The following is a 21,530-nucleotide window of genomic DNA, read 5'->3' as shown; positions in this document are numbered from 1 at the left end:
GCCGACGACCGCGGTGAACGGATAGGTGGCCGAGGCCGTCAACGGGTACCCCCTGTGTTGTCGTTCCGCGCGAGCGGAGCCGGTGCACCCGGCGGTATGAACGGAACCCCCGGAGGGACCCCGTCCTCGATCAGCCGCAGCAGCGCGTCCGTGTCCGCGTGTTCCTCGATCAGATCGCCCAGCCGGTCCAGCTGTTCCTCCCGCAGCGCCGCGAAGCTCGTGTCTGGTGCCGGGACGAACGCCCGGCCCGCCGCCTCCGCGACGCGCCGCAGGAAGGCCCGCCGGAAGCCGTCGCTCTCCAGTGAACCGTGCCAGTGCGTGCCCCACACGGCGCCCACCCGGCAGCCGTCAAGGAACGCCTCGTCCCCGCCGCGGACGTCGGCCACGCCGTGGTGGATCTCGTAGCCCTCGACGGGCTCGCCCAGGGCCGTGCCCACCGGCCGCGCCAGGGTCTTCTCCGCGGCGAAGCGGATGCGCACCGGAAGCAGGCCCAGGCCCTCCACCACGCCCGCCCGGGACTCCACCTCGTCCTCGATGCGCTCGCCCAGCACCTGGAAGCCGCCGCAGATGCCCAGGACGGGGCGGCCCTCGGCGGCGCGCCGCGCCAGCGCGTCCGCGAGGCCGCGCTCCCGCAGCCAGGTCAGGGCCCGCACGGTGCCGCGGGTGCCCGGCACCACGACCAGGTCCGCGTCGGCGAGCTCCTCGGGGCGGTCCACGAAGCGGACGACCACGCCCGGCTCGGCCGCCAGCGCGTCCACGTCCGTGAAGTTGGACATCAGCGGCACCGCGCACACCGCGACCCGCAGCACGTCCGCCCCGTGCGGCGGGGCCACCACCGACTCCCGCACGGCGCCGCGCAGCGAGACGCGCAGGCCGTCCTCCTCGTCTATGCCGAGGCCGTGCGCGAACGGCAGGACGCCGAACGTCCGCCGGCCCGTCAGCTCGTACAGCATGTCCAGGCCGGGCTCCAGCAGCGTCACGTCGCCCCGGAACTTGTTGACGACGTAACCCGCTATCAGCTCCTGGTCCTCGGGCGAGAGCAGGGCCGTCGTGCCGAAGAACGACGCGAAGACGCCACCGCGGTCGATGTCGCCGACCACGACCACGGGCAGCCGGGCCGCCCGGGCGATGCCCATGTTCACGATGTCGCTGCGCCGCAGGTTGATCTCGGCAGGGCTTCCCGCGCCCTCGCAGATCACCGCGTCGTGCGTGCGCCGCAGCTCCTCCAGGCACTCCGTCACCGTTCCGAACAGCTGCTCCTGGCGGCCCGCGTGATAGCCGCGCGCACTGAGCTCGCCCACCGGCTTGCCCATCAGCACGACCTGGCTGCTGCGGTCGCCGCCCGGCTTGAGCAGCACGGGGTTCATGAGGGCGCTCGGCTCCACGCGGGCCGCGGCCGCCTGCATGGCCTGGGCCCGGCCAATCTCCGCGCCCTCGCGCGTCACGAACGAGTTGAGCGACATGTTCTGCGCCTTGAACGGCGCGACCTTGACGCCCTTGCGGGACAGCCAGCGGCAGATGCCGGCCGTCACCACGCTCTTGCCCGCGTCCGAGGTGGTGCCGGCCACCAGCAGGCCCCCGCCCAGCGGGCCCGCGGACCCGCTCCTGTCAGCCGTCACCGGCTCCTCCTCCGTGCGTACCGTGCGAAGCTTCCGACAGAGAGCCTGCCCACCACGGCCGTTCCCAGGGCCAGCAGGGACACCCGGCGCGAGAGGCGTACCGCGCGCTCGATGTCGTCCGTCGCCACCGGGCGGTTCTCCGCCCCCAGCACGGGCCGGTGCTCGACGCGGCCCGCGTACGCGAGGGTGCCGCCGAGCCGCACGCCGAGGGCGCCGGCGAACGCGGCCTCCACGGGGCCCGCGTTGGGGCTGGGGTGGCGGGACGCGTCCCGCCGGGCCACCCGCCAGGCGCCGCGCGGATCCGGGCCCGCGAGGACGGCGAGGGCCGCGGTCAGGCGGGCGCCGGGCCAGCCGGCGACGTCGTCGAGACGGGCCGAGGCCCAGCCGAAACGGCGGTAGCGGGGGGACTTGTGGCCCACCATCGCGTCGAGGGTGTTCACCGCCCGGAAGGCCACCAGCCCCGGCACGCCCCCGACGGCGCCCCACACCAGCGCGCCGACGACGGCGTCGGAGGTGTTCTCGGCCACGGACTCCACGACGGCGCGCGCGATCTGCTGCCCGTCCAGGGCCTGCGGGTCGCGCCCGCACAGGTGCGGCAGGCGCTCGCGGGCGACGTCCACGTCGCCGGCGGCGAGCGCGCCGCCGATGGCACGGGCCTCGCGGCCCAGGGAGGTGCCCCCGAGCACGGCCCAGGTGGCGGCGGCGGTCAGGGCGATGCCGGCGGGGCGGGAAGCGCGCGCGGCGCGCGACAGCAGCGCGGCACCGGCGGCGGCGCCGCCCGCGCACAGCAGGGCGTGCGCGGCGCCGTGGCCGCGGTGGTCGCGCCACAGGCGCCGCTCGACGGCCTGGGCGGCGCGGCCGAACGCGGCCACGGGGTGGCCGCGGCGGGGGTCGCCCAGGACGCGGTCACCGAGGAAGCCGAGGGCGGCGCCGCACGCGAAACCGATCGGATCGGCACGCATCGGATCAGACCGCCGTCACGCCTCGGCGGGGGGAGAGAAGTGTGCGGGGCGTTCGGTGGCGGGCGCCGGGCATGACGATGTGTCCTCACTCAGGGTCCGCGCCCTGGCTCGACGTGGCCGGCGACCAGAGTCTCCTGGCTCCCGGATCCGCGCCGCCCCGGCCTTCCGGCTCGCCGCCGTGGCATCGCGTGGGGGAGACGCTCCCCGGTGACAGTGGCGGGACCGCGCCGGATTCACACCGGCTTCCTCTGCTGTCGCCGTTTGGCTCCGGAAGTCCACCATGCGCCGCGGGCGCCGTCAACTCACCTCTGACCTGGCCGGACCCGCCGTCCCGGCTGCGCCGGGCAGCCTGGAGAGCACGGCACCGCCGGACTCCGCCGTGCCGGTCGCCCACCGTGGCGGCGGATCTTCGCGTGCGGAGGGAGCGAGGGCCCCGGCCTTCGCCGCCCGGGCCGAGCGGAACCTTCTGCAGCCGCCGCGGCGCGCAACCGTGACGCGCCTGCCCGGCGGTGCCGTGCCGCCCGCACCCGGAGGCTTCCTGCGACCCCCGGCGGGAAACGCAGCGGCCGGGACCCCCGTGGGGATCCCGGCCGGACGAGGCGGATCGCGGGGCTACACCACGATCAGGTAGATGCCGTACCCCACGGCCGCCGCGCACAGTGCGAAGCACGCGTACGCACCGGAGCGCCGCGCGAGCGCCCCCGCGCCCGCCGCCGAGTCCGCCGAACCCGCCGCCGAGTCCGCCGAACCGGCCGCGCGGGGCGACGTGCCGACGATGCCGAGGGTGAAGATGCCCACCAGGCCGACCGTCACCACGAGGCTGACGCCGAAGACCTGGCCGAGGGCTGCCCAGTCGATGTGCATGCTGTTTCTTCCTTAAGCCTTAGCTCGCCGTGGCGGCGGCAGGAGCCCGCCCGGCCTCGGGGGAGGGGGAGACCGCGGCGGCCAGGGGGCCGGCCGGCGGCGGGGCGACGGCCTGCAGGGCCGCGGTGACGACACCCGCCGGCTCGGCGTCGGTGCCGGCCTCGCGCGAATCCAGGTCCTCGTGGGTGACGGGCTTGCGGCGCGAGGCCAGCCAGATCGCGCCGGAGACGGCCAGGCCGAGGACGGCGACCGCCGCGACGCCCCAGTCGCCCTGGTCGGCGAGGAGGGCGGCGCCACCGGCGACCAGGCCCGCGGCCGGCAGGGTCAGGCCCCAGGCCATGATCATGCGGCCGGCGGTCGACCAGCGCACGACGCCGCCCTTGCGGCCGAGACCGGCGCCCATGATCGAGCCGGAGCAGACCTGCGTGGTGGAGAGGGCGAAGCCGATGTGCGAGGAGGCGAGGATCACGGTCGCGGCGCCGGTCTGCGCGGCGAAGCCCTGCGCGGGCTTGATGTCGGTGAGGCCCTTGCCGAGGGTCTGGATGATGCGCCAGCCGCCCAGGTACGTGCCGAGCGCGATGGCCAGGCCCGCGGAGACGATGACCCACATGGGCGGGTCGGCGTGCGGGGCGACGACGCCGCCGGCGACGAGGGCGAGGGTGATCACGCCCATGGTCTTCTGGGCGTCGTTGGTGCCGTGGGCGAGGGAGACCAGGGCGGCCGAGGCGATCTGGCCGGCGCGGTAGCCCTTGGCGGTCTCGCGCTCGTCGCGGCCCTTGGTGAGCCGGTAGGTGAGCCGGGTCGCGCACCAGGCGGCGATGCCGGCCACGAGCGGCGCGGCGACGGCCGGGATCAGGACCTTCATGACGACCTTGTCGGTGTTGACCGCGTCGAAGCCGACGGCGACGACCGTCGCACCGATCAGACCGCCGAAGAGGGCGTGGGAGGAGCTGGAGGGGAGCCCGGCGAGCCAGGTCAGCAGGTTCCAGACGATGGCGCCCACCAGACCGGCGAAGATCACTTCGGGTCTGATGCCGGCGGTCTCATCGATGATTCCCCCGGAGATGGTCTTGGCCACCTCGACGGACAGGAATGCCCCGACGAGGTTCAGGACCGCCGACATCGCCACCGCGGTCTTGGGCTTGAGCGCCCCGGTGGAGATGGTGGTGGCCATGGCGTTGGCCGTGTCGTGGAAGCCGTTCGTAAAGTCGAACACCAAGGCCGTGACGATCACGATCCCGATGAGAAGCGTGATGTGTTCCATTCACCCAGGCAATCAGCTCGATGGTCAGTACAGCGTGGACCGTAAAGACCCTTGGTGAACGGAAGGTGAACTGGGCCGGACTGATCAATGACGCGAACCGGAGGCGGAGCACGGATGGCGGGGCGGAAGCAAGGACGGACGGAGGGACGAATGAGAGAGAGCGAACAGATCCGCCGGGCGTGGGACGGCGTCGTGGCCACGGCCCGGCGCACCACGGCCGACGGCCTCGTGGTGGGCACCTCGGGCAACGTCTCCGCGCGCGTGGGGGACGCCGTCGTCGTCACCCCGAGCGGCATCCCGTACGACCGGCTGACCCCGCGCGACCTGGTCGCCGTCGACCTGGAGGGGCGTCCGCTCCTGGGCGACCTGGCCCCCACCAGCGAGCTCCCCCTGCACCTCGCCGTCTACCGCGCCACCGGCGCCGCCGCGATCGTGCACACCCACGCCGTGCACGCCACGGCCGTCTCCACCCTCGTCGAGGAGCTGCCGCTGATCCACTACATGGCCGGCGCGCTCGGCGGCCCGGTCCGCGTCGCCCCCTACGCCCTGTACGGCAGCGACGAGCTGGCCGCGCACGCCCTGGAGGCCCTCGCCGGCCGCACCGGCTGCCTCCTGCGCAACCACGGAACCCTCACCTACGGCGCGAGCCTGGACCAGGCGTACGACCGCACCGCCCAGCTGGAGTGGATGTGCCGGGTCTGGCTCACCGCCTCCTCCCTCCCCGGCCGCACCCCCACGCTCCTCACTCCCGCCCAGGCAACCGAGGCCATGGAGAAGCTCCGCGACTACGGAAGGCCGCAGGCCGCCCGGCCGTGACCTACGCCACACGGCAAAACTCCGCCGCGCGGCGAGCAGCCACAGCGGCGGAATCCGGCGGTGCCGAGCCGACGGCGAGTCCGGCACCGCCGGGACGGCGCGTCCCGGTTGCGCGCCGTGGCGGTGGCAACAAGATCGGGCGCCGCCGGCAGGCAACCCCCACTGGCCGCCGCCGCCCCCGCCGCCCACACTGGAGAGCATGGGCATACGGACCACGGCGGCCGTGGCCGCCGTCACGGCTTTCGGTGCCGGTGCGGCCGCCCTGGCGGCCGGACGGTACGCCTCCGACGCCGCTCTCCGGGCTTCCCCGGGCGGCCCGCCGCCCGACCAGCCGCGGCTCGCCGTCCACGCCGTCGACGGCGACCTGATCACCCTCACCCGCGACCGGGCCTCGCTGCGCCCGGGCACCTACGGGCTGACCGGAAGCGGCCTGCACGCCGTCGTCGGCGCCGTCGTCCACGACGCGCCGCACGCCGCCGACGCCGTGGTGCGCCGCCTGGAGGGCGTCACGCGCGGCGTGCCCGAGCCGGGCGACCGGGTGTGGATGACGCCGCAGCTGCACGCCGGGAACCCCCGCGACGCCCTCGGCCTGGACCACGCCGACGTCATGGTCCCCGGCGAGCTCGGGCCGCTGCCCGCCTGGTTCCTGCCCGCCGCCCGCGAGACCTGGGTGATCACCGTGCACGGCCTGGGCGCCACCCGGGAGCATCCGATGGTCGTCATGCCGCTCCTGCACCGCCTCCGGTTGCCGGTCCTCGACCTGGCCTACCGGGGCGATTCCGGAGCCCCCGGGCCACCGGACGGAATCAGCCGTTTCGGGCTGGCCGAATGGCATGATCTCGCCGCTGCTGTCCGCTATGCCCTGGCCCAGGGTGCCCGCCGCATCGTCCTCCACGGCTGGTCCACCGGCGCCACCATGGCGCTGCTCGCCGCAGGCGACCCCGCCCTGCGCCCGCACATCAGTGGCCTGGTCATGGATTCGCCGGTGCTCGACTGGCCGGCCGCCCTGCACTCCCTGGCCGCCGCCCGCGGCGTGCCCGCCCCGCTGCTCCCGCTCGCCCTGCACGCCGCCCGTGGCCGGACCGGAATGGCCCCCGACGGGCTCGCCCGGGTCCGGGACCCGGCCCGGCTGACCCTGCCCGTGCTCCTCGCCCACGGTCCCGACGACACCGTCGCGCCGTGGCGCACGTCACGCGAACTCGCGGCCGCCCGCCCCGATCTGATCGTCCTGCACACCGTCGCCCGGGCCCCGCACGCCGCGATGTGGAATGCCGCCCCGGGGCGTTACGAGGAGGCTCTGCGGAGGTTCCTCATCCCCTTGATGTGACGCCCTCACAGCCTCCAAGCAGCCCTGATCCAGCGGCAGGAAGTGAATGGTGGACAGCTGGACAATTGATTCCGATTGGGTTTTCGGAGCGGCAGCGGCAAGACTGCTCCTGTGACGTCCCGTACTCCGCGCGACTCCCGGCTCAGACTTGTCCCCCGACAGCCGATCGCCGCTGCCCGCCGGGCCGTGGCGAACCGTGGCTCCCGCCCGGCGCCCCGCCCGCCCGCCGGCACGCCGGCACCGGCGGAGCTGGCCCGGCAGGCCAGAAACTGTCTCACCGGCGCGGTCCGCGTGGCCCGCTGGGCGGCCGACGAGCGCGGCCGCGGCGCCACCTTGCGCCCCGGCACCACCGGAGGGCTCTCCGCGGAGACGGCCGAGCGGGCCGCCGCGGACCTGCACCTGACGCCCCACCAGGCGCGCACCGACTGGGACCACGCCCGCCTCGCCGGGCTCGTCGAGCTGCACGGCGGCACCGCCCGCCCCGGCTGGCGCCTGCAGGCGTGGGACCGCGACGACGGCGCCGTCCTGCGCGGCTGGGTCGCCCTCTTCGACGCCTGGTCCCTCGCCCACCCCGCGCCGGAGGGCACCGACGCGACGGTCGTCGCCGAGGTCGTCGAGGCCGCGCCGCAACTGCTGTCCGTCATGCACCTGTCGGCCGGTCCGGTGGCCGTGCCGATGCTCCTCGACCTGCTCCAGCAGCGCGTCGCCGAGATCCGCGCCGAGCGCTGCGAAGTGCCCTACGGCGGCCGGCCGGTGCCCCCGGCCCGGTCCGCGCCCACCGACGAGGACCCCCTGGAGGAGCTGCTGGCGTGGGCCCTCGAAGGGCTCGCCTCCGTCGGCGCCCTGGCCGTGCCCGGCGGCGGCACCGGGCCGGGGGCCGAAGCCGTGCTGACCCCGCTCGGCAACTGGGCGGTGTGGGTCAAGCTGGAGCAGATCTGCGTCGCCGCCCAGAGCCCCGCGGGCAACATCGAGCTGTCCGCCGAGGCCATGCTGCGCGGCTGCGCCGACCTCACCCCGGGCCCGGCCCGCGCCGAGTACCGCGCCTGGCTGGCGGCCCGGCCCGCCGGCAGCGCCCTCAGCGAGCTCCTCGACGCCGCCCGCGGCGACGACGCCCTCGTGCGGGGCCTGGCCTTCGAGGCCCTGCGCGCGGTCGGCGCGGCCGCGGAGCCGGCCGTGCGGGCCGTGGCCGACGAGCCGTGCCTGCGGCCCTACGCCCTGCTGTGGCTCGCCGAGCACGAGGGCCGCGACCCGGAGCAGGCCGCCGAGGTGCTCACCCGCGAGGAGGCCACCTGGCTGTGGGTGGACACCGCCGCGGCCGTCGCCGACCACGGGGAGAGCCGGCTGCTGGTGCGGCACCTCGACTCGGCGGTCCAGGGCACCGTGCCGGGGCTGCTGGAGGAGGTGCGGGCGGTGGGGCACCCGCGCACGGTGCAGGTGCTGGTCGCCCTCGCGGCGGCGCACCCGGACCCGGCCTTGGCCAAGGCTGTTCGCAAGGCCGCCTTCCAGGTCCACACGGGCGGGGCCTAGGAGCCCGGACGGGGCCCGGCCCGCGGGCCGGGCCCCGTCCCCGCGGCCTGCGCCGGGCTCACCCCGCCGGGACGTACGTCCCGAAGCTCCACACGTTCCCCTCCAGGTCCCGCGCCATGTAGTCCCGGGAGCCGTACTCCTGGTCCGTGGGCGGCATCAGGATCTCCACGCCGCTCTTGTCGGCCTGCCGGAAGTGCACGTCGGTGTCCTCGACCACGACGTAGACGCCCACCGGCCCGCTCTCGCGCATGGCTTCGGCGAACACCCCCACCCGTCCCTTCGAACCGATCATCACCCTGCCGTTGCCGTAGGCGAGTTCGGCGTGCAGGACCGTGCCGTCCTGACTCTCGTACAGGGCGGCCTGGACGAAGCCGAACGCCTTGGTGAGCTGTGCGATCGCCGCCTTCGCGTCGCGGTAGAGCAGCGTGGGGTAGATGCTCGGCGTGTGCGTGCCTGTCATCTGGGGTCACTCCTCGGTCGGCGGGATGGTAGGCGGAAGCGGTCAGCGGAAGGTGTTGCACCGGGCCATGTCCCCCGTGCCGTACCCCGTGTTGAACCACTGCTGCCGCTGCGCGGCCGAGCCGTGCGTCCAGCTCTCGGGGGTCACCCGGCCCTGGAACTTCTCCTGGATGCGGTCGTCGCCGACGGCGGCGGCAGCCGACAGCCCGTCGTCGATGTCGGCCTCGGTCAGCTGTGTGATCAGGGGGCGTCCGGTGGACTTCTCGGGCGTGGTCGTCGCGTGCCGGGCCCAGACCCCCGCGTAGCAGTCGGCCTGCAGCTCGACCCTGACGGCGTTGCTCCCGGCGCCCGTGCCGCCGTCCTGGGAGCGGCCGAGCGTGCCCATCAGGTTCTGGACGTGGTGCCCGTACTCGTGCGCGACGACGTAGGCCTCGGCGAACGGGCCGCCGCTCGCCCCGAACTTCGTCCGCAGCTCGTTGAAGAACCCGAGGTCGAGGTAGACCTTCCGGTCGCCCGGGCAGTAGAAGGGCCCGACGGCCGAGGACGCGGTGCCGCAGGCCGTGCGGACCTGGCCGGTGAAGAAGACCGTCGACGCCGGCGTGTAGGCGGCCGAGCGCCGGGCGAACTCCCGGCTCCAGAAGGACTGGGCGCTGTTGACCACGGCGACGATCCGGCAGTCCTCGCGGGTGTTGGCGTCCCGGCCCGTCCTGCAGTCCCGGGCGACCTGGGCGTCGCTGTGCGTGGTGCCGCCCGGCGCCGGTTCGGAGGTGAGCCCGAGCTCCTGCGGGCCGATGCCGAAGAACAGCCCGAGCACCAGCGCGACCAGCCCGATGACGCCGCCGCCGATGGTCATCCCGCCGCCCGGGATCCGGCTGCCGCGCTCGTCCTGGACCTGGGAGGTGTCCAGTCCCGCGTCGTCGTCGAACTGCATGCGCCCACCGCCTTCCCATCCCTGAGTATCGGCGAATCGCCCCATTTGTGGCTATTGCGGAAGTGTCTGGTCCGGCGTGTCGGCGGGGTCGTCCGGCGGTGCCCCGGATATCCAGGACAAACGGTACGGAAGGAGTGTCCCCATGGCGACGGCGGATACGGTGCGCGGCGGCCGCGGCACCCCCTTCCCGGCCTCCCTCGCGCTGCTCCTCACCACCCTGCTCCTGGTCCTGCTGGCCGCCGCGGCCCGGCACGTCCAGCACGCCCCCTTCGGCGACCGGCTCACCCTGCACGCCGCCGCCCGCCCGGCCCACTCCGGTGCCGCCCGTGCGCCCCGGCTGCACCTCGCGCGGGGCGGCCTGGAGGCGTACGACCCGGAGACGGGCGCGCGCCGCTGGACGTACGCCCGGGACGGCCACCGCCCGCTCCAGGCCCGCCCCGCCCTCGGCGCGGCCGTCGCCCTCTGGGACGACGGCCTGGTCACCGGCACCGCCCTGCGCCACGGCACCCTCTCCGTATGGCACCGAGGCGCCCCCGGCTGGGCCGGGACCCCGGCCGCCCGGCGCGCGCCCGGCACCCTCCAGCTGCTCGGCGCGCAGCCGGGCGCCGTGGCCGTCGTCACCCCGCGGCTGGTCACCACCTACGCGCTCGGCGACGGCGGCCTGCGGTGGCACCGCGAAGCGGGGTCCGGCTGCGCCTTCGACTCCTCCCGCACGGCCCGCCGCACCGGCGTCCTCCTGATCGCGCGCCACTGCGCCCCCGGAACCCCGTGGACGTCCCGGATCGCGGCGTTCTCCGCGGACAGCCCCTTCGCCTGACCCCGCGCGGCGCCGGCGGCGGGCCCCGGAAATCTCCTCCGCCGCGACGGCGAGAGGCCCGATGGTGCTGGTCGGCGGTGCCGGGCCGGCGGTGGGCGCGGCGCTACCGGAATGCGCCGTCGTGGTCGTTCGCCGCTGCGGCGGATGCAGGGGGGCGCGGCCCCCACGGCACCGCCCGGCGCAGCCCGGCCGCCCCGGAAAGCGAGTTGCGCTTCCCCGTTAGACTGATGGGTATGGCATTCCTCCTCGTGCATTAGACGGCGCCGGCCGCCTGTCGCCCGCGCGCCCGCAGGGGCCCGCCCGCGCGCTGCCGAGTTCACCTCCCGTCCCCACCGCCGTCCACCACGCCCTGGAGTAATCCCCGTGATCACCGCCTCCGGCATCGAGCTGCGCGCCGGCGCCCGCATCCTCATCGAGAACGCCTCCTTCCGCATCGCGAAGGGCGACCGCATCGGCCTCGTGGGCCGCAACGGCGCGGGCAAGACCACCCTCACCAAGTGTCTGGCCGGCGAGGGCATGCCCGCGGGCGGCACGATCAGCCGTTCCGGCGAGGTCGGCTACCTCCCGCAGGACCCGCGCACCGGCGACCTCGACGTGCTCGCCCGCGACCGCATCCTCTCCGCCCGCGGCCTGGACTCCGTCCTGCGCAAGATGCGCGAGAACGAGGACCGCATGGCCAACGGCAAGGGCGCCACCCGCGACAACGCGATGAAGAAGTACGCCCGCCTGGAGACCGAGTTCCTCACCAAGGGCGGCTACGCCGCCGAGGCGGAGGCCGCCACCATCGCGGCCGCCCTGGGCCTGCCCGACCGCATCCTCGGCCAGCCCCTGCACACCCTCTCCGGTGGTCAGCGCCGCCGCGTCGAGCTGGCCCGGATCCTCTTCTCCGACGCCGACGTGCTGCTGCTCGACGAGCCCACCAACCACCTCGACGCCGACTCCATCGCCTGGCTGCGGGACTACCTCAAGACGTACCGCGGCGGCTTCATCGTGATCTCCCACGACGTCGACCTCGTCGAGACCGTCGTCAACAAGGTCTTCTACCTCGACGCGAACCGCTCGCAGATCGACGTCTACAACATGGGCTGGAAGCTCTACCAGCAGCAGCGCGAGGCCGACGAGAAGCGCCGCAAGCGCGAGCGCCAGAATGCCGAGAAGAAGGCCGCCGCCCTCAACTCGCAGGCCGACAAGATGCGCGCCAAGGCCACCAAGACCGTCGCCGCGCAGAACATGGCCAAGCGCGCCGAGCGGCTGCTGAAGGGCCTGGACGAGGTCCGCGTCTCCGACAAGGTCGCCAAGCTCCGCTTCCCGGAGCCCGCGCCGTGCGGCAAGACCCCGCTCACGGCCGAGGGCCTGTCGAAGTCCTACGGCTCCCTGGAGATCTTCACCGACGTCGATCTGGCCATCGACAAGGGCTCGCGCGTGGTCATCCTCGGCCTCAACGGCGCGGGCAAGACCACGCTGCTGCGGCTGCTCGCCGGCGCCGAGAAGCCCGACACCGGCCAGGTCACCCCCGGCCACGGCCTCAAGCTCGGCTACTACGCGCAGGAGCACGAGACGCTCGACCCGGACCGCACGGTCCTGGAGAACATGCGCTCCTCCGCGCCCGACCTCGACCTGGTCGAGGTCCGCAAGACGCTGGGCTCCTTCCTCTTCTCCGGCGACGACGTCGACAAGCCCGCGGGCGTGCTGTCCGGCGGCGAGAAGACCCGCCTGGCCCTGGCCACCCTGGTCGTCTCCTCCGCCAACGTGCTGCTGCTCGACGAGCCCACCAACAACCTCGACCCGGCCAGCCGCGAGGAGATCCTCGGCGCGCTGCGCACGTACAAGGGCGCTGTGGTGCTGGTGACGCACGACGAGGGCGCCGTCGACGCGCTCGAGCCGGAGCGCATCATCCTGCTGCCGGACGGCGTCGAGGACCTCTGGGGCCCGGACTACGCGGACCTGGTGGCCCTCGCCTGACCCCCCGCCCCGTACCGGGCGTGATCGGTGCCGTCCCGATCATTCGGCCGACGGGTGATCCATCATCTGAGTGAGAGCGGCTCGTACCCCGCTGCCGGCCGACGCCCCGGCGCACGACCAGTGTCATGCGCCGGGGCGTTCGCACCACCGGGCGGGAGTGCCCCGTCTGACCTGCCCCTTCGCTACGCCACCCGTACGGTCGTACGAGCGCGCCCACTCGGAATTTCCTGTTCCAAGGCCCGTCGGCGGCGGAATTCAGGGCCGCCGGGGCCCGCGGACTTCTCATGGACCTTGTCGAATGGGTGGCCAGGAGGCCGTATAGGGGTGATCATGAGAGTCAAGAGGCGCATCTCCCATGAGGAGGCACGGGTGGCCGAGACTCTGAAGAAGGGCAGCCGGGTGACCGGCGCCGCGCGCGAAAAGCTCGCGGCAGACCTGAAGAAGAAGTACGACTCCGGTGCGAGCATCAGGGCGCTGGCCGAAGAGACCGGCCGCTCCTACGGCTTCGTTCACCGGATGCTCAGTGAATCCGGCGTGATCCTCCGGGGTCGCGGCGGAGCGACGCGCGGCAAGAAGGCCGCCTCGGCCTGACGCCCCGCGCACCCCAGGGCAACCGACAGTGTGGACAGTGCCACCCGGTCGGTCGAGCAGTCGACCGGGTGGTTACTGTGCAGTCACCTACTGTGCAGTAGTCCGATCGGAGGCCCTGATGACTACCCCCAAGACTCTGCTCGACCAGGACGGCGTACGGCTCACCGTGGATGACGCGGTGGCCACCGTCACGCTCACCAACCCCGCCAAGCGCAATGCCCAGTCGCCCGCACTCTGGCGGGCGCTGACCGACGCCGGACGGCTGCTCCCGGGCAGCGTGCGGATCGTCGTGCTGCGCGGGGAGGGCAAGTCCTTCTCGGCCGGTCTCGACCGGCAGGCCTTCACCCCCGAGGGCTTCGAGGGCGAGCCCTCGTTCCTCGATCTGGCCCGCGGCTCCGAAGAGGCGCTCGACGCCGAGATCTCCGCGTACCAGTCCGCCTTCACCTGGTGGCGACGGAACGACATCGTCTCCATCGCCGCCGTCCAGGGCCATGCGATAGGCGCCGGCTTCCAGCTCGCCCTCGCCTGCGACCTGCGGGTCTGCGCCGAGGACGTGCAGTTCGCCATGCGCGAGCCCAGCCTGGGCCTGGTGCCCGACCTGGGCGGCACCCAGCCGCTGGTCGCCCTCGTCGGCTACGCCCGCGCGCTGGAAATCTGCGCCACCGGGCGCTTCGTACACGCCGAGGAGGCCGAGCGCACGGGCCTCGCCAACCTGGTCGTGCCCGCGGAAGAGCTCGCCGCCGCCGTCCAGGACCTCGCCGCGGCCGTCCTCGCCGCACCGCGGGACGCCGTCGTCGAGACCAAGGCGCTGCTGCGCGGCGCGGCCGGACGTACGTACGACGACCAGCGCGCCGCCGAGCGCGCCGCCCAGGGGCGGCGCCTGCGGGACCTGGCGGGGCTGGGGGAGTAAGCCTCCCTTCCGCGTCTCAGCCGCGGACGCGGACGTTGTGGCGGGTGCGCAGCACGTGCAGCTCCCAGACGGAGACGGCCGTGACGGACAGGGGTCCGCCGAGGAAGGCGGCTATCTGCACGGCCAGCGGCCCGTTCGGCAGGCCGTCACCGAGCTGGACGATGTTCAGCACCCACACGAGGACGGCCGTGAGGACGGCCGGCAGCGCGGCGTGCACATCGGCCGTGTTGAAGGCGTATCGGGCGGCGGCGCCGGAGGAGAAGAACAGGAAGGCCGCCGCCCAGATCGTGAACGGCAGGGCCACGATGAGGACGAACAGGGAGATGACCGCCTGGGCGGCGAAGATCCCTTGCGTGGCCTTGAGCAGCAGGGTCACGATCGTGTATCCCGCGATCGTGCCGAGCGGGACGCCCAGGTACCAGCCGATGGCCTTGAGCGGGTAGCGCAGCCGTGAGCGCAGCACCGGGCGGTGCTGCGGCGGCACGTACCAGATGAAGCCGGCGATGACGAGCGGGCCGACGAGCAGCAGGACCAGCGGCGCCGCGAACAGCTTGGTGAGCCCGTCCTCGAACACCGCGCTCCAGCCGCCGTCGACGCCGTAGACGGATACCAGCCCGAACGTGGTGAGGGCGCCGACGACGGCCCGTGCCGTCTGGACCCGGCCTATGGACGGGTCGGTCGTGCGGCCGGGGCCGGCGGTGGCGAAGATGCTGTTGGCGTGGCGGCGGGCGTGGCGTACGCCTCCCAGCCAGGTGCTGCCGCCGAACGCCAGCAGTTGTCTCAGCGCCATGATTCTTTCTCCCCCTGTGTTCCTGCTGTGTTCCTGTGAAGATTTTTCCGCGGAAGCTTATCCGGGGCTTACGCGGCGACCGCCCCGCGGATGCGGATGCGGTGACGGGTGCGCAGGACGTACAGCTCCCAGGCGCAGAGGGCGGTGACGGAGAGCGGGCCGCCGAGGAAGGCCGCGATCTTTATGGACAGGGGCCCGTTGGGGAGGCCGTCGCCGAGCGAGACGAAGTTGAGCGTCCAGACGACGATCGTGGTGAACACCGCGGGCAGCATGGGGTGCACGACGCCGGTGTTGAAGGCGGTGCGGGCGACGACGCCGGAGGCGAAGAAGAGGAAGGCGGCCAGCCAGAGCAGGCCGAGGAGCAGCCAGAAGGTCAGGAGCAGGGCGATCAGCGGGCCGATGACCAGCCCGAACTTCCAGGGGAAGATGTAGTTGAGGATCAGCCACCACGTTCCGGCGGCCACTCCGGCCCCGGCGAGGGGCGCGCCCAGGTAGGCGCCCACGGTCTTCAGCGGGAACTGCAGGCGCCACCGGAGCTCCGGGCGGAGCTCCCTCGGCGCGTAGAAGATGAATCCGGTGATCACCAGGGGCCCGGCGACGATGAGCACCAGCGGTGCCAGGAACAGCTTGGTCAGCCCGTCTTCCAGGACCGCGCTCCAGCCGCCGTCCACACCGTACGTCCAGACGAGGGCGAACGTCGCCACCGTGCCGGCGAAGGCCCGGAACCCCTGGAGGTAACGGAGGGACTCCGTGTCGTACTCCGCGAGCATCTCGCGGCCGAAGCCCAGCCAACCGGCCGCTTCCGCGGCGCTGGAGATGAAGGCGACTATCTTGCCGTCGTCGGATGAACTCGTTGCGCTGCCCGCCATGCCATGCCCCTCTCGGGGGCATGCCGCTGCGCCCCCGCCTTGATCAAACAGGCGGGGATTCTATCGTTGTGATCATGACAGACGCCGTCGACGGTGGCGGTACGACCTGCGCAGACGCCTCGGCCACCGCCGCACGGACGTCGCGCGCCGCATCCAGTGCGCGGCGCTCCGCCGTCACGGCGATGTCCGCCTGGACGTGATCGCCGCCCCGGGTCCGCAGCGTCGCGCGCACGACGCCCCGGACGGAGAGGGCCGCCCGGACGAGGGGGTCCTGGCCGGCCGGGGGCGGAGGCTGGGGCGGAGGTGGTGCGGCGGCGTCGTCCCGCCCGTCCCGGGCCGGCCTGTCGTCCAGCAGTTCCGTCAGCCGCAGGTCGATCGCCTCCACGCGCAGGCCGATCCGCTCCGCCGCGGCCCGCCCCAGCACCTCCCGCAGCCGGGCCGCCGTCTCCGGGAACGGGGCGTCCGCCGTCGTCGCGCAGTCCGCCTCGATGCGCAGGGGCCCCGGCGGGAGGGCGCTCGGGGGCGGCGGCACCGCCGGTGGGGCGGCCGCCTTGGTGAGGGCGATGCGGACCGCGTTCAGACGCACCGCCGGGAGCGCGGCGTGCGCCGCACGGCGCAGTACGCCCACGGCCGCCGACTCCGTGATCCAGGCGCCGTCCGCCGCGCCGCCCAAGGGGAGCAGCCTGCCCAGGGCGAGCTGCCGCCGTACGGTCTGTGCCCACTGGTCCGCGGCCATCGTGGTCACCCCTCAGCCCTGTGGGGCAGGCCTTCGCCGCCCCCTCGTCTTCAGCCTGCCCCACCCGGCGCGTTCCGGACGGAGGGCTCACTCGGACAGCGGTCCGCTCCGGCCGTTTCCCCCGGATCCCCCGAGCGGTACGGGTGAACCGCACCTAAGGTGGCAAACGGAGCCCGTCAGCGTCAGCCATGGCGTTTCCTTTCACGGGAAAGAGGCGAATGGACGATGAGCGAGACCGTTAGCGGCAAGGAGACCGTTCCGACCGCGCCGGCCGACCGTGGCCGCACCACCATCGCCGACGGGGTCGTGGAGAAGATCGCCGGGCTCGCGGCGCGGGACGTCGTCGGCGTCCACGCGATGGGCAGCGGCCTCTCCCGCACCTTCGGCGCCGTCCGCGACCGGGTGCCCGGGGGCGGCAGGTCCGTCGCCCGCGGGGTGAAGGCCGAGGTCGGCGAGGTCCAGACGGCCCTCGACCTGGAGATCGTCGTGGATTACGGAGTGGCCATCGCGGATGTCGCCCGCTCCGTCCGGGAGAACGTCATCGCGGCGGTGGAGCGCATGACCGGCCTCGAAGTCGTCGAGGTCAACATCGCCGTCAGCGACGTCAAGCTGCCCGACGAGGAAGAGGAAGAGCCGGAGCCGAGGCTCCAGTAGAGGAGCGCAGGATGAGCATGGCCGTCGTCGGCATGATCGCCGGCTTGGCGCTCGGGTTCGCCGGGTACTTCGGCGGGTTCGGAGCCTTTCTGCTTGTGGCTGCCCTGGGCGCGGTCGGGTTCGTGGTGGGCCGCTTCCTGGACGGGGACCTGGATCCGGGGGAGTTCTTCCGTCCCCGGGACCGGGACCGGGAGGGGCGGCGGCGGTGACGTACGGGACCGCCGCGACGGGTGTGAGGTGTGTGAGCAGTGCGAGCGGTGCGAAGGGGGTGACGGCCGGTGGTGGAGGCCGCTGAGCGCGGTGCGACCCGGATCGCCGACCGCGTCGTCGCGAAGATCGCTTCGCAGGCGGCGCGGGAGGCGCTGAGCGGCGCTCCGGCAAGAGGGGCACCGGCGGGTGCCCCGGCGACGGGCGCTTCGACGGCCGGCGCGGAGGTCTCCCCGCCGTACGCCACGGTCACCGTGCACGACGACGTCGCGCGGGTCCGGGTCGCCGTCGAGCTGGCCTATCCGTCGGACATCGGGGCGCAGTGCGGTGCCGTGCGGCGGCGGATCGCCGAGCGGGTGCGCGCTCTCGCGGGGATGGAGGTGCCGGAGGTCGCGGTCAGTGTGGAGCGGCTGCACTCCGTGCACACGGTGTCGGCGGGGCGGGAGCGGGTGCGGTGAGCGCGGGCGAGGAAGCGGCGCGTGAGGACGAAGGCGCAGGCGGGGGCGCGGTCCGGGCGCCTGCGCGGCGGTTCTGGTCCGTGCGGCGCGTCCCGGCGTTCCTGGTGGCCGCGGTGGTGCTGGGGGCGGCCGGTGTCTTCCTGTACGACGTGGCGGCCGTCCGCGCGCACCGGCCCGCCATGGGATGGCGGCGCAGGCTCGCGCACGAGCTGGCCACCCGCCCCCTGGAGGACGCGTGGATCGTCGCCTGCGCCGGCGTGGCCGTGGTGGTGGGCGTGTGGCTGATCGTCCTCGCCGTCACGCCCGGGCTGCGGTCCGTCCTGCCGATGCGGCGCGACCGCGCGGACCTCAGGGCCGGCATCGACCGGCGGGCCGCGGCGCTGGTGCTGCGGGACCGGGCCATGGAGGTGGCGGGCGTGCGGTCGGTACGGGTCGGTGTCGGGCGGCGCCGGGTGCGGGTGCGGGCCCAGTCCCACTTCCGGGACCTGGACGACGTACGGGCGGATGTGGACGCGGTGATCGCCGAAGGGGTGCGGAAGTTGGGGCTTGCGCATGAGCCCGGGGTTTCGGTGCGGGTGAACCGGCCGGTGAAGCGGTGAGGATGTGGGGGCCGTGCTGAAGGCCGTCAACCGGGTGCTGGTGGGAGTCGCCGGGCTGGTCCTGGCCGGGGGCGGCGCGGCGGTCCTCGCCGGGTCGCTCGACCTGCGGCGGCGGTGGGGGCTGTCCCTGCCGTCGGCCTGGCCGTTCGCCGGGCCGCGGGACGTGCTGCTGAGCCGGGCCGCGCAGGTGAAGTGGCGCGGCGAGGGGTGGTGGTGGCCGGCGGTCATCGCCGCGCTCGCCGTGGTGGTCCTGCTGGCGGTGTGGTGGTTGCTGGCGCAGGTGAGGCGGCGGCGCCTGAGGGAACTGGTCGTGGACAGCGGGGACGGCGAAGAGGCGGTCCTGCGGGGGCGGGCGCTGGAGGAGGCGGTCTGCGCGGAGGCCGAGGCGCTGGAGGGCGTGGAGCGGGCGCTCGTCGCGCTGCTCGGGCGGCGGACGGCGCCGGAGGCGCGGGTGGGGCTGACGCTGGCGCCGCACGCCTCGCCGGCCGTGGCGCTGGCGCGGCTGGACGGGGAGGCGCTGGAGCACGCGCGGTTGTCGGCGGGGGTGGGGCGGCTGCCGGTGGAGGTGCGGTTGAGGGCCGTCCGGCACCGGGCCGAACGGGTGGGGTGACCGCGGGGTCAGAAGCCGTGGTGCGCGCCGCCGTCCACCGGGAGCATGATGCCGGTGAGGTAGGACGCCGCGGGGGAGAGCAGGAAGGCCGCCGCCTTGCCGAATTCGGCGGGGGTGCCGTAGCGGCCGAGGGGGATCTGCGCCGTGTGGTGCTGCCGTGTTCTTTGCGGGTCGTCCGAGAGGGCGTCCAGCTCTCTGACCCTGTCGGTGTCGATGCGGTGGGGGAGGAGGCCCACCACGCGGATGCCCCGCGGGCCCAGTTCGGCCGAGAGGGATTTCGCGAAGCCCGCCAGGCCCGGGCGCAGGGCGTTGGAGACCGTCAGGCCCGGGATCGGTTCGTGGACCGATGCGGAGAGGACGAAGGCGATCACGCCTCCTTCCGTGAGGGCGGCGGCCGCCGTGCGGGCCAGGCGGACCGCCCCGAGGAAGATCGTGTCGACCGCCCTGTGCCACTGGTCGTCGGTGACGTCCGCCGTGGTCCCCGCCGGCGGGCCGCCCACGCTGATGAGGATGCCGTCGAAGCGGCCGAAGTGGCCGCGGGCCGCGGCGATCACGCGGTCCGGGGTGGCGGGGTCGGCGTTGTCGGCCGCCACGCCGAGGGCGTCGGGGCCCAGGGCCGCGGCGGCCTTGCGGGCGGATTCCTCCGTGCGGCCGGTGATGACGGCCTTCGCGCCGTCGGCGATGAGCTCCCCGGCCGTGGCGTTGCCCAGGCCCCTGGTCGCGCCGGTGAGGACGTACGTGCGGTCCTTCAGTCCCAGATCCATGGGGTCAGTCTTGCGGAGGGAAGAGCGCCAGGGCGGCGTTGACCAGGCCGATGTGGCTGAACGCCTGGGGATGGTTGCCGAGGTGCCGCCCGGCGCCGGGGTCGTACTCCTCGGCCAGGAGGCCGACGTCGTTGCGCAGGGCGAGGAGGCGCTCGAAGAGCTCGTGCGCCTCCTTGGTGCGGCCGGTCATGTGCAGGGCCTCGGCCAGCCAGAAGGAACAGGCCAGGAACGCGCCCTCGTTGCCGGGCACGCCGTCCATGGGCTTCCCGTCGGAGCTGTAGCGGCGGACGAGGCCGCCGTGGTCCAGCTCGCGGCGGATCGCGTCGACCGTGCCGGTCACGCGGGGGTCGTCGGGCGGGAGGAAGCCGACGCGGGGGATGAGGAGCGTGGCGGCGTCGAGCTCGCGGGAGCCGTAGGACTGGGTGAAGGTGCCGCGCTCGGTGTCGAAGCCCCGCTCGCAGACCTCGCGGTGGACCTCGTCGCGCATGGCGCGCCAGCCCTCCGCGTCGCCGGACAGCTCGGGGTCGGCTTCGAGGGCGCGGACGGCGCGGTCGGCGGCCACCCAGGCCATGACCTTGGAGTGGACGAAGTGACGGCGGGGGCTGCGGATCTCCCAGATGCCCTCGTCGGGCTCGCGCCAGTGCTCCTCGATGTACGCCATCAGGGCGCGCTGGAGCTTCCACTCGTGGGGCTTGGCCGGCAGGTCCCAGCGGCGGCCGAGGTGGAGGGAGTCCATGACCTCGCCGTAGACGTCGAGCTGGAGCTGCTTGACGGCGCCGTTGCCGAGGCGGACGGGCGCGGAGCCCTCGTAGCCGGGGAGCCAGGGGAGTTCGGTCTCGGGGAGCCGGCGCTCGCCGGCGAGGCCGTACATCACCTGCAGGTCGGCGGGGTCGCCGGCGGCGGCGCGCAGGAGCCAGGAGCGCCAGGCGGCGGCCTCGTCGGCGTAGCCGGCGGAGAGCAGGGCGCCCAGGGTGAGGGTGGAGTCGCGCAGCCAGCAGTAGCGGTAGTCCCAGTTGCGGACGCCGCCGATCTCCTCGGGGAGGGAGGTGGTCGCGGCGGCGGCGATGCCTCCGGTGGGGGCGTAGGTGAGCGCCTTGAGGGTGATCAGGGAGCGGACGACGGCTTCCCGGTGGGGGCCGCGGTAGGAGCAGCGGCCCGCCCACTCGCGCCAGTCCTCCAGGCTGTGGCGCAGGGACTCGTGCGGGTCGACGAGGGCGGGGCGCGGCTGGTGGGAGGGGTGCCAGGTGAGGACGAAGGCGACCGAGTCGCCGGCGGAGACGGTGAACTCCGAGCGGGTGCTGAAGTCGCGGCCGTAGGTCTTCACGGGGGGCTCGCTGCGCAGCCAGGTGGAGTCGGGCCCGGCGACGGCGACGCGGTGGCCGTCGGTGCGCCGTATCCACGGCACGACGCTGCCGTAGTCGAAGCGCAGGCGCAGGACGCCGAGCATCTCGACGCTGCCGGAGACGCCCTCGACGATGCGGACGACGTCGGGGGCGCGGTCGCGCTGGGGCATGAAGTCGGTGACCTTGACGGTGCCGGACGGCGTCTCCCAGACGGTTTCGAGGACGAGGGAGTCCTCGAGGTAGGCGCGGCGGGTGCAGGGGGTGCCGGGGCCGGTGCTCGCGGGGGCCAGTCGCCAGTGGCCGTTGTCCTCGTCGCCCAGAAGGGCGGCGAAGCAGGCGGCCGAGTCGAAGCGGGGCAGGCAGAGCCAGTCGATCGAGCCGTCGCGGCCGACCAGGGCGGCGGTCTGCAGGTCGCCGATGAGCGCGTAGTCCTCGATGCGTGCTGCCACGG

At 74.2% G+C, this 21,530-nt stretch carries 23 protein-coding genes and 1 riboswitch; of the genes, 12 read left to right on the top strand and 11 right to left on the bottom strand.

Annotation, left to right across the window (positions count from 1 at the left end; translation table 11 throughout):
• Window positions 1-38: 38 nt before the first annotated feature.
• From NQU55_RS17050 to NQU55_RS17035, 4 genes are all read right to left on the bottom strand, one after another.
• On the bottom strand, window positions 39-1,586 hold the full coding sequence (locus NQU55_RS17050) for a cobyric acid synthase (protein ID WP_168093116.1): 1,548 nt from the start codon (window positions 1,584-1,586) through the stop codon (window positions 39-41).
• Window positions 1,587-1,615: 29 nt separating this feature from the next.
• Complete coding sequence (locus NQU55_RS17045; RefSeq protein ID WP_168093110.1) at window positions 1,616-2,581, bottom strand: cobalamin biosynthesis protein; 966 nt, start codon at window positions 2,579-2,581, stop codon at window positions 1,616-1,618.
• 128 nt (window positions 2,582-2,709) lie between these two features.
• Window positions 2,710-2,829, bottom strand: a riboswitch (cobalamin riboswitch).
• Between the two features lie 364 nt (window positions 2,830-3,193).
• A complete protein-coding gene (locus tag NQU55_RS17040) occupies window positions 3,194-3,445 on the bottom strand; it encodes a hypothetical protein (RefSeq protein ID WP_168093111.1) in 252 nt (83 codons plus the stop codon).
• A gap of 19 nt (window positions 3,446-3,464) precedes the next feature.
• A complete protein-coding gene (locus NQU55_RS17035) occupies window positions 3,465-4,709 on the bottom strand; it encodes an inorganic phosphate transporter (RefSeq protein WP_168093112.1) in 1,245 nt (414 codons plus the stop codon).
• Window positions 4,710-4,859: 150 nt separating this feature from the next.
• Here NQU55_RS17035 and NQU55_RS17030 point away from each other — a divergent pair, with 150 nt between their 5' ends.
• From NQU55_RS17030 to NQU55_RS17020, 3 genes are all read left to right on the top strand, one after another.
• Window positions 4,860-5,525, top strand: a complete 666-nt coding sequence (locus NQU55_RS17030) for a class II aldolase/adducin family protein (RefSeq protein WP_240976387.1) — start codon at window positions 4,860-4,862, stop codon at window positions 5,523-5,525.
• Between the two features lie 199 nt (window positions 5,526-5,724).
• Entirely contained in the window at window positions 5,725-6,852 is a 1,128-nt protein-coding gene (locus tag NQU55_RS17025) for an alpha/beta hydrolase (protein WP_168093114.1), read from the top strand.
• Window positions 6,853-6,963: 111 nt separating this feature from the next.
• A complete protein-coding gene (locus tag NQU55_RS17020; RefSeq protein WP_256790791.1) occupies window positions 6,964-8,379 on the top strand; it encodes a hypothetical protein in 1,416 nt (471 codons plus the stop codon).
• 58 nt (window positions 8,380-8,437) lie between these two features.
• Here the strand turns inward: NQU55_RS17020 and NQU55_RS17015 are convergent, their stop codons facing one another.
• Window positions 8,438-8,839: a VOC family protein gene (locus NQU55_RS17015; RefSeq protein ID WP_168095983.1), complete on the bottom strand. Its 402-nt coding sequence runs from the start codon at window positions 8,837-8,839 to the stop codon at window positions 8,438-8,440.
• Between the two features lie 42 nt (window positions 8,840-8,881).
• Window positions 8,882-9,769: a KPN_02809 family neutral zinc metallopeptidase gene (ypfJ, locus tag NQU55_RS17010; protein WP_168095984.1), complete on the bottom strand. Its 888-nt coding sequence runs from the start codon at window positions 9,767-9,769 to the stop codon at window positions 8,882-8,884.
• Between the two features lie 142 nt (window positions 9,770-9,911).
• Here ypfJ and NQU55_RS17005 point away from each other — a divergent pair, with 142 nt between their 5' ends.
• The 4 genes from NQU55_RS17005 to NQU55_RS16990 all read left to right on the top strand — a co-directional run bounded on the left by NQU55_RS17005 (window position 9,912) and on the right by NQU55_RS16990 (window position 14,049).
• Window positions 9,912-10,586, top strand: coding sequence for a hypothetical protein (locus tag NQU55_RS17005; protein ID WP_168095985.1), 675 nt, complete (start codon window positions 9,912-9,914; stop codon window positions 10,584-10,586).
• Window positions 10,587-10,949: 363 nt separating this feature from the next.
• Window positions 10,950-12,548, top strand: a complete 1,599-nt coding sequence (locus NQU55_RS17000) for an ABC-F family ATP-binding cassette domain-containing protein (RefSeq protein ID WP_058044985.1) — start codon at window positions 10,950-10,952, stop codon at window positions 12,546-12,548.
• Window positions 12,549-12,917: 369 nt separating this feature from the next.
• Window positions 12,918-13,139 (top strand): helix-turn-helix domain-containing protein, encoded by a 222-nt coding sequence (locus NQU55_RS16995; protein ID WP_030366669.1) that lies wholly within the window; start codon window positions 12,918-12,920, stop codon window positions 13,137-13,139.
• Window positions 13,140-13,257: 118 nt separating this feature from the next.
• Window positions 13,258-14,049, top strand: a complete 792-nt coding sequence (locus NQU55_RS16990) for an enoyl-CoA hydratase/isomerase family protein (protein ID WP_168091278.1) — start codon at window positions 13,258-13,260, stop codon at window positions 14,047-14,049.
• 16 nt (window positions 14,050-14,065) lie between these two features.
• Here NQU55_RS16990 and NQU55_RS16985 read toward each other — a convergent pair whose 3' ends face one another.
• From NQU55_RS16985 to NQU55_RS16975, 3 genes are all read right to left on the bottom strand, one after another.
• Window positions 14,066-14,839, bottom strand: a complete 774-nt coding sequence (locus tag NQU55_RS16985; protein ID WP_168091279.1) for a hypothetical protein — start codon at window positions 14,837-14,839, stop codon at window positions 14,066-14,068.
• 68 nt (window positions 14,840-14,907) lie between these two features.
• Window positions 14,908-15,708 carry a hypothetical protein gene (locus tag NQU55_RS16980; RefSeq protein ID WP_168091280.1) on the bottom strand — a complete coding sequence of 267 codons (801 nt, stop codon included), beginning with the start codon at window positions 15,706-15,708 and terminating at the stop codon, window positions 14,908-14,910.
• A gap of 43 nt (window positions 15,709-15,751) precedes the next feature.
• Window positions 15,752-16,444: a nucleopolyhedrovirus P10 family protein gene (locus NQU55_RS16975; protein WP_168091281.1), complete on the bottom strand. Its 693-nt coding sequence runs from the start codon at window positions 16,442-16,444 to the stop codon at window positions 15,752-15,754.
• Window positions 16,445-16,669: 225 nt separating this feature from the next.
• On the opposite strand from NQU55_RS16975, the gene NQU55_RS16970 reads away from it, so the two are divergent.
• The 5 genes from NQU55_RS16970 (at window position 16,670) to amaP (ending at window position 18,972) form a co-directional block, all read left to right on the top strand.
• The gene (locus NQU55_RS16970) at window positions 16,670-17,098 is read left to right on the top strand and encodes an Asp23/Gls24 family envelope stress response protein (RefSeq protein WP_168091282.1); all 429 of its coding nucleotides are present in this window, start codon (window positions 16,670-16,672) and stop codon (window positions 17,096-17,098) included.
• A gap of 11 nt (window positions 17,099-17,109) precedes the next feature.
• Window positions 17,110-17,307 carry a hypothetical protein gene (locus NQU55_RS16965; protein WP_168091283.1) on the top strand — a complete coding sequence of 66 codons (198 nt, stop codon included), beginning with the start codon at window positions 17,110-17,112 and terminating at the stop codon, window positions 17,305-17,307.
• Window positions 17,308-17,379: 72 nt separating this feature from the next.
• The gene (locus tag NQU55_RS16960) at window positions 17,380-17,763 is read left to right on the top strand and encodes an Asp23/Gls24 family envelope stress response protein (protein WP_168091306.1); all 384 of its coding nucleotides are present in this window, start codon (window positions 17,380-17,382) and stop codon (window positions 17,761-17,763) included.
• Window positions 17,760-18,362 carry a DUF6286 domain-containing protein gene (locus NQU55_RS16955; RefSeq protein WP_206328936.1) on the top strand — a complete coding sequence of 201 codons (603 nt, stop codon included), beginning with the start codon at window positions 17,760-17,762 and terminating at the stop codon, window positions 18,360-18,362. The genes NQU55_RS16960 and NQU55_RS16955 overlap by 4 nt, the downstream gene beginning before the upstream one ends.
• 4 nt (window positions 18,363-18,366) lie before the next feature.
• The gene (amaP, locus tag NQU55_RS16950; RefSeq protein WP_168091284.1) at window positions 18,367-18,972 is read left to right on the top strand and encodes an alkaline shock response membrane anchor protein AmaP; all 606 of its coding nucleotides are present in this window, start codon (window positions 18,367-18,369) and stop codon (window positions 18,970-18,972) included.
• 8 nt (window positions 18,973-18,980) lie between these two features.
• On the opposite strand, the gene NQU55_RS16945 is transcribed toward amaP, so the two are convergent.
• Window positions 18,981-19,736 carry an SDR family oxidoreductase gene (locus NQU55_RS16945; RefSeq protein ID WP_168091285.1) on the bottom strand — a complete coding sequence of 252 codons (756 nt, stop codon included), beginning with the start codon at window positions 19,734-19,736 and terminating at the stop codon, window positions 18,981-18,983.
• A 4-nt stretch (window positions 19,737-19,740) separates the two neighbouring features.
• Window positions 19,741-21,528, bottom strand: coding sequence for a glycoside hydrolase family 15 protein (locus NQU55_RS16940; RefSeq protein WP_168091286.1), 1,788 nt, complete (start codon window positions 21,526-21,528; stop codon window positions 19,741-19,743).
• Between the last annotated feature and the right edge of the window lie 2 nt (window positions 21,529-21,530).

This window comes from Streptomyces telluris (assembly GCF_024519335.1).
Lineage (GTDB): Bacteria > Actinomycetota > Actinomycetes > Streptomycetales > Streptomycetaceae > Streptomyces > Streptomyces telluris.
Note: the sequence above shows the minus strand (reverse complement) of the source record. Positions and strands in the feature narration are given on the sequence as shown.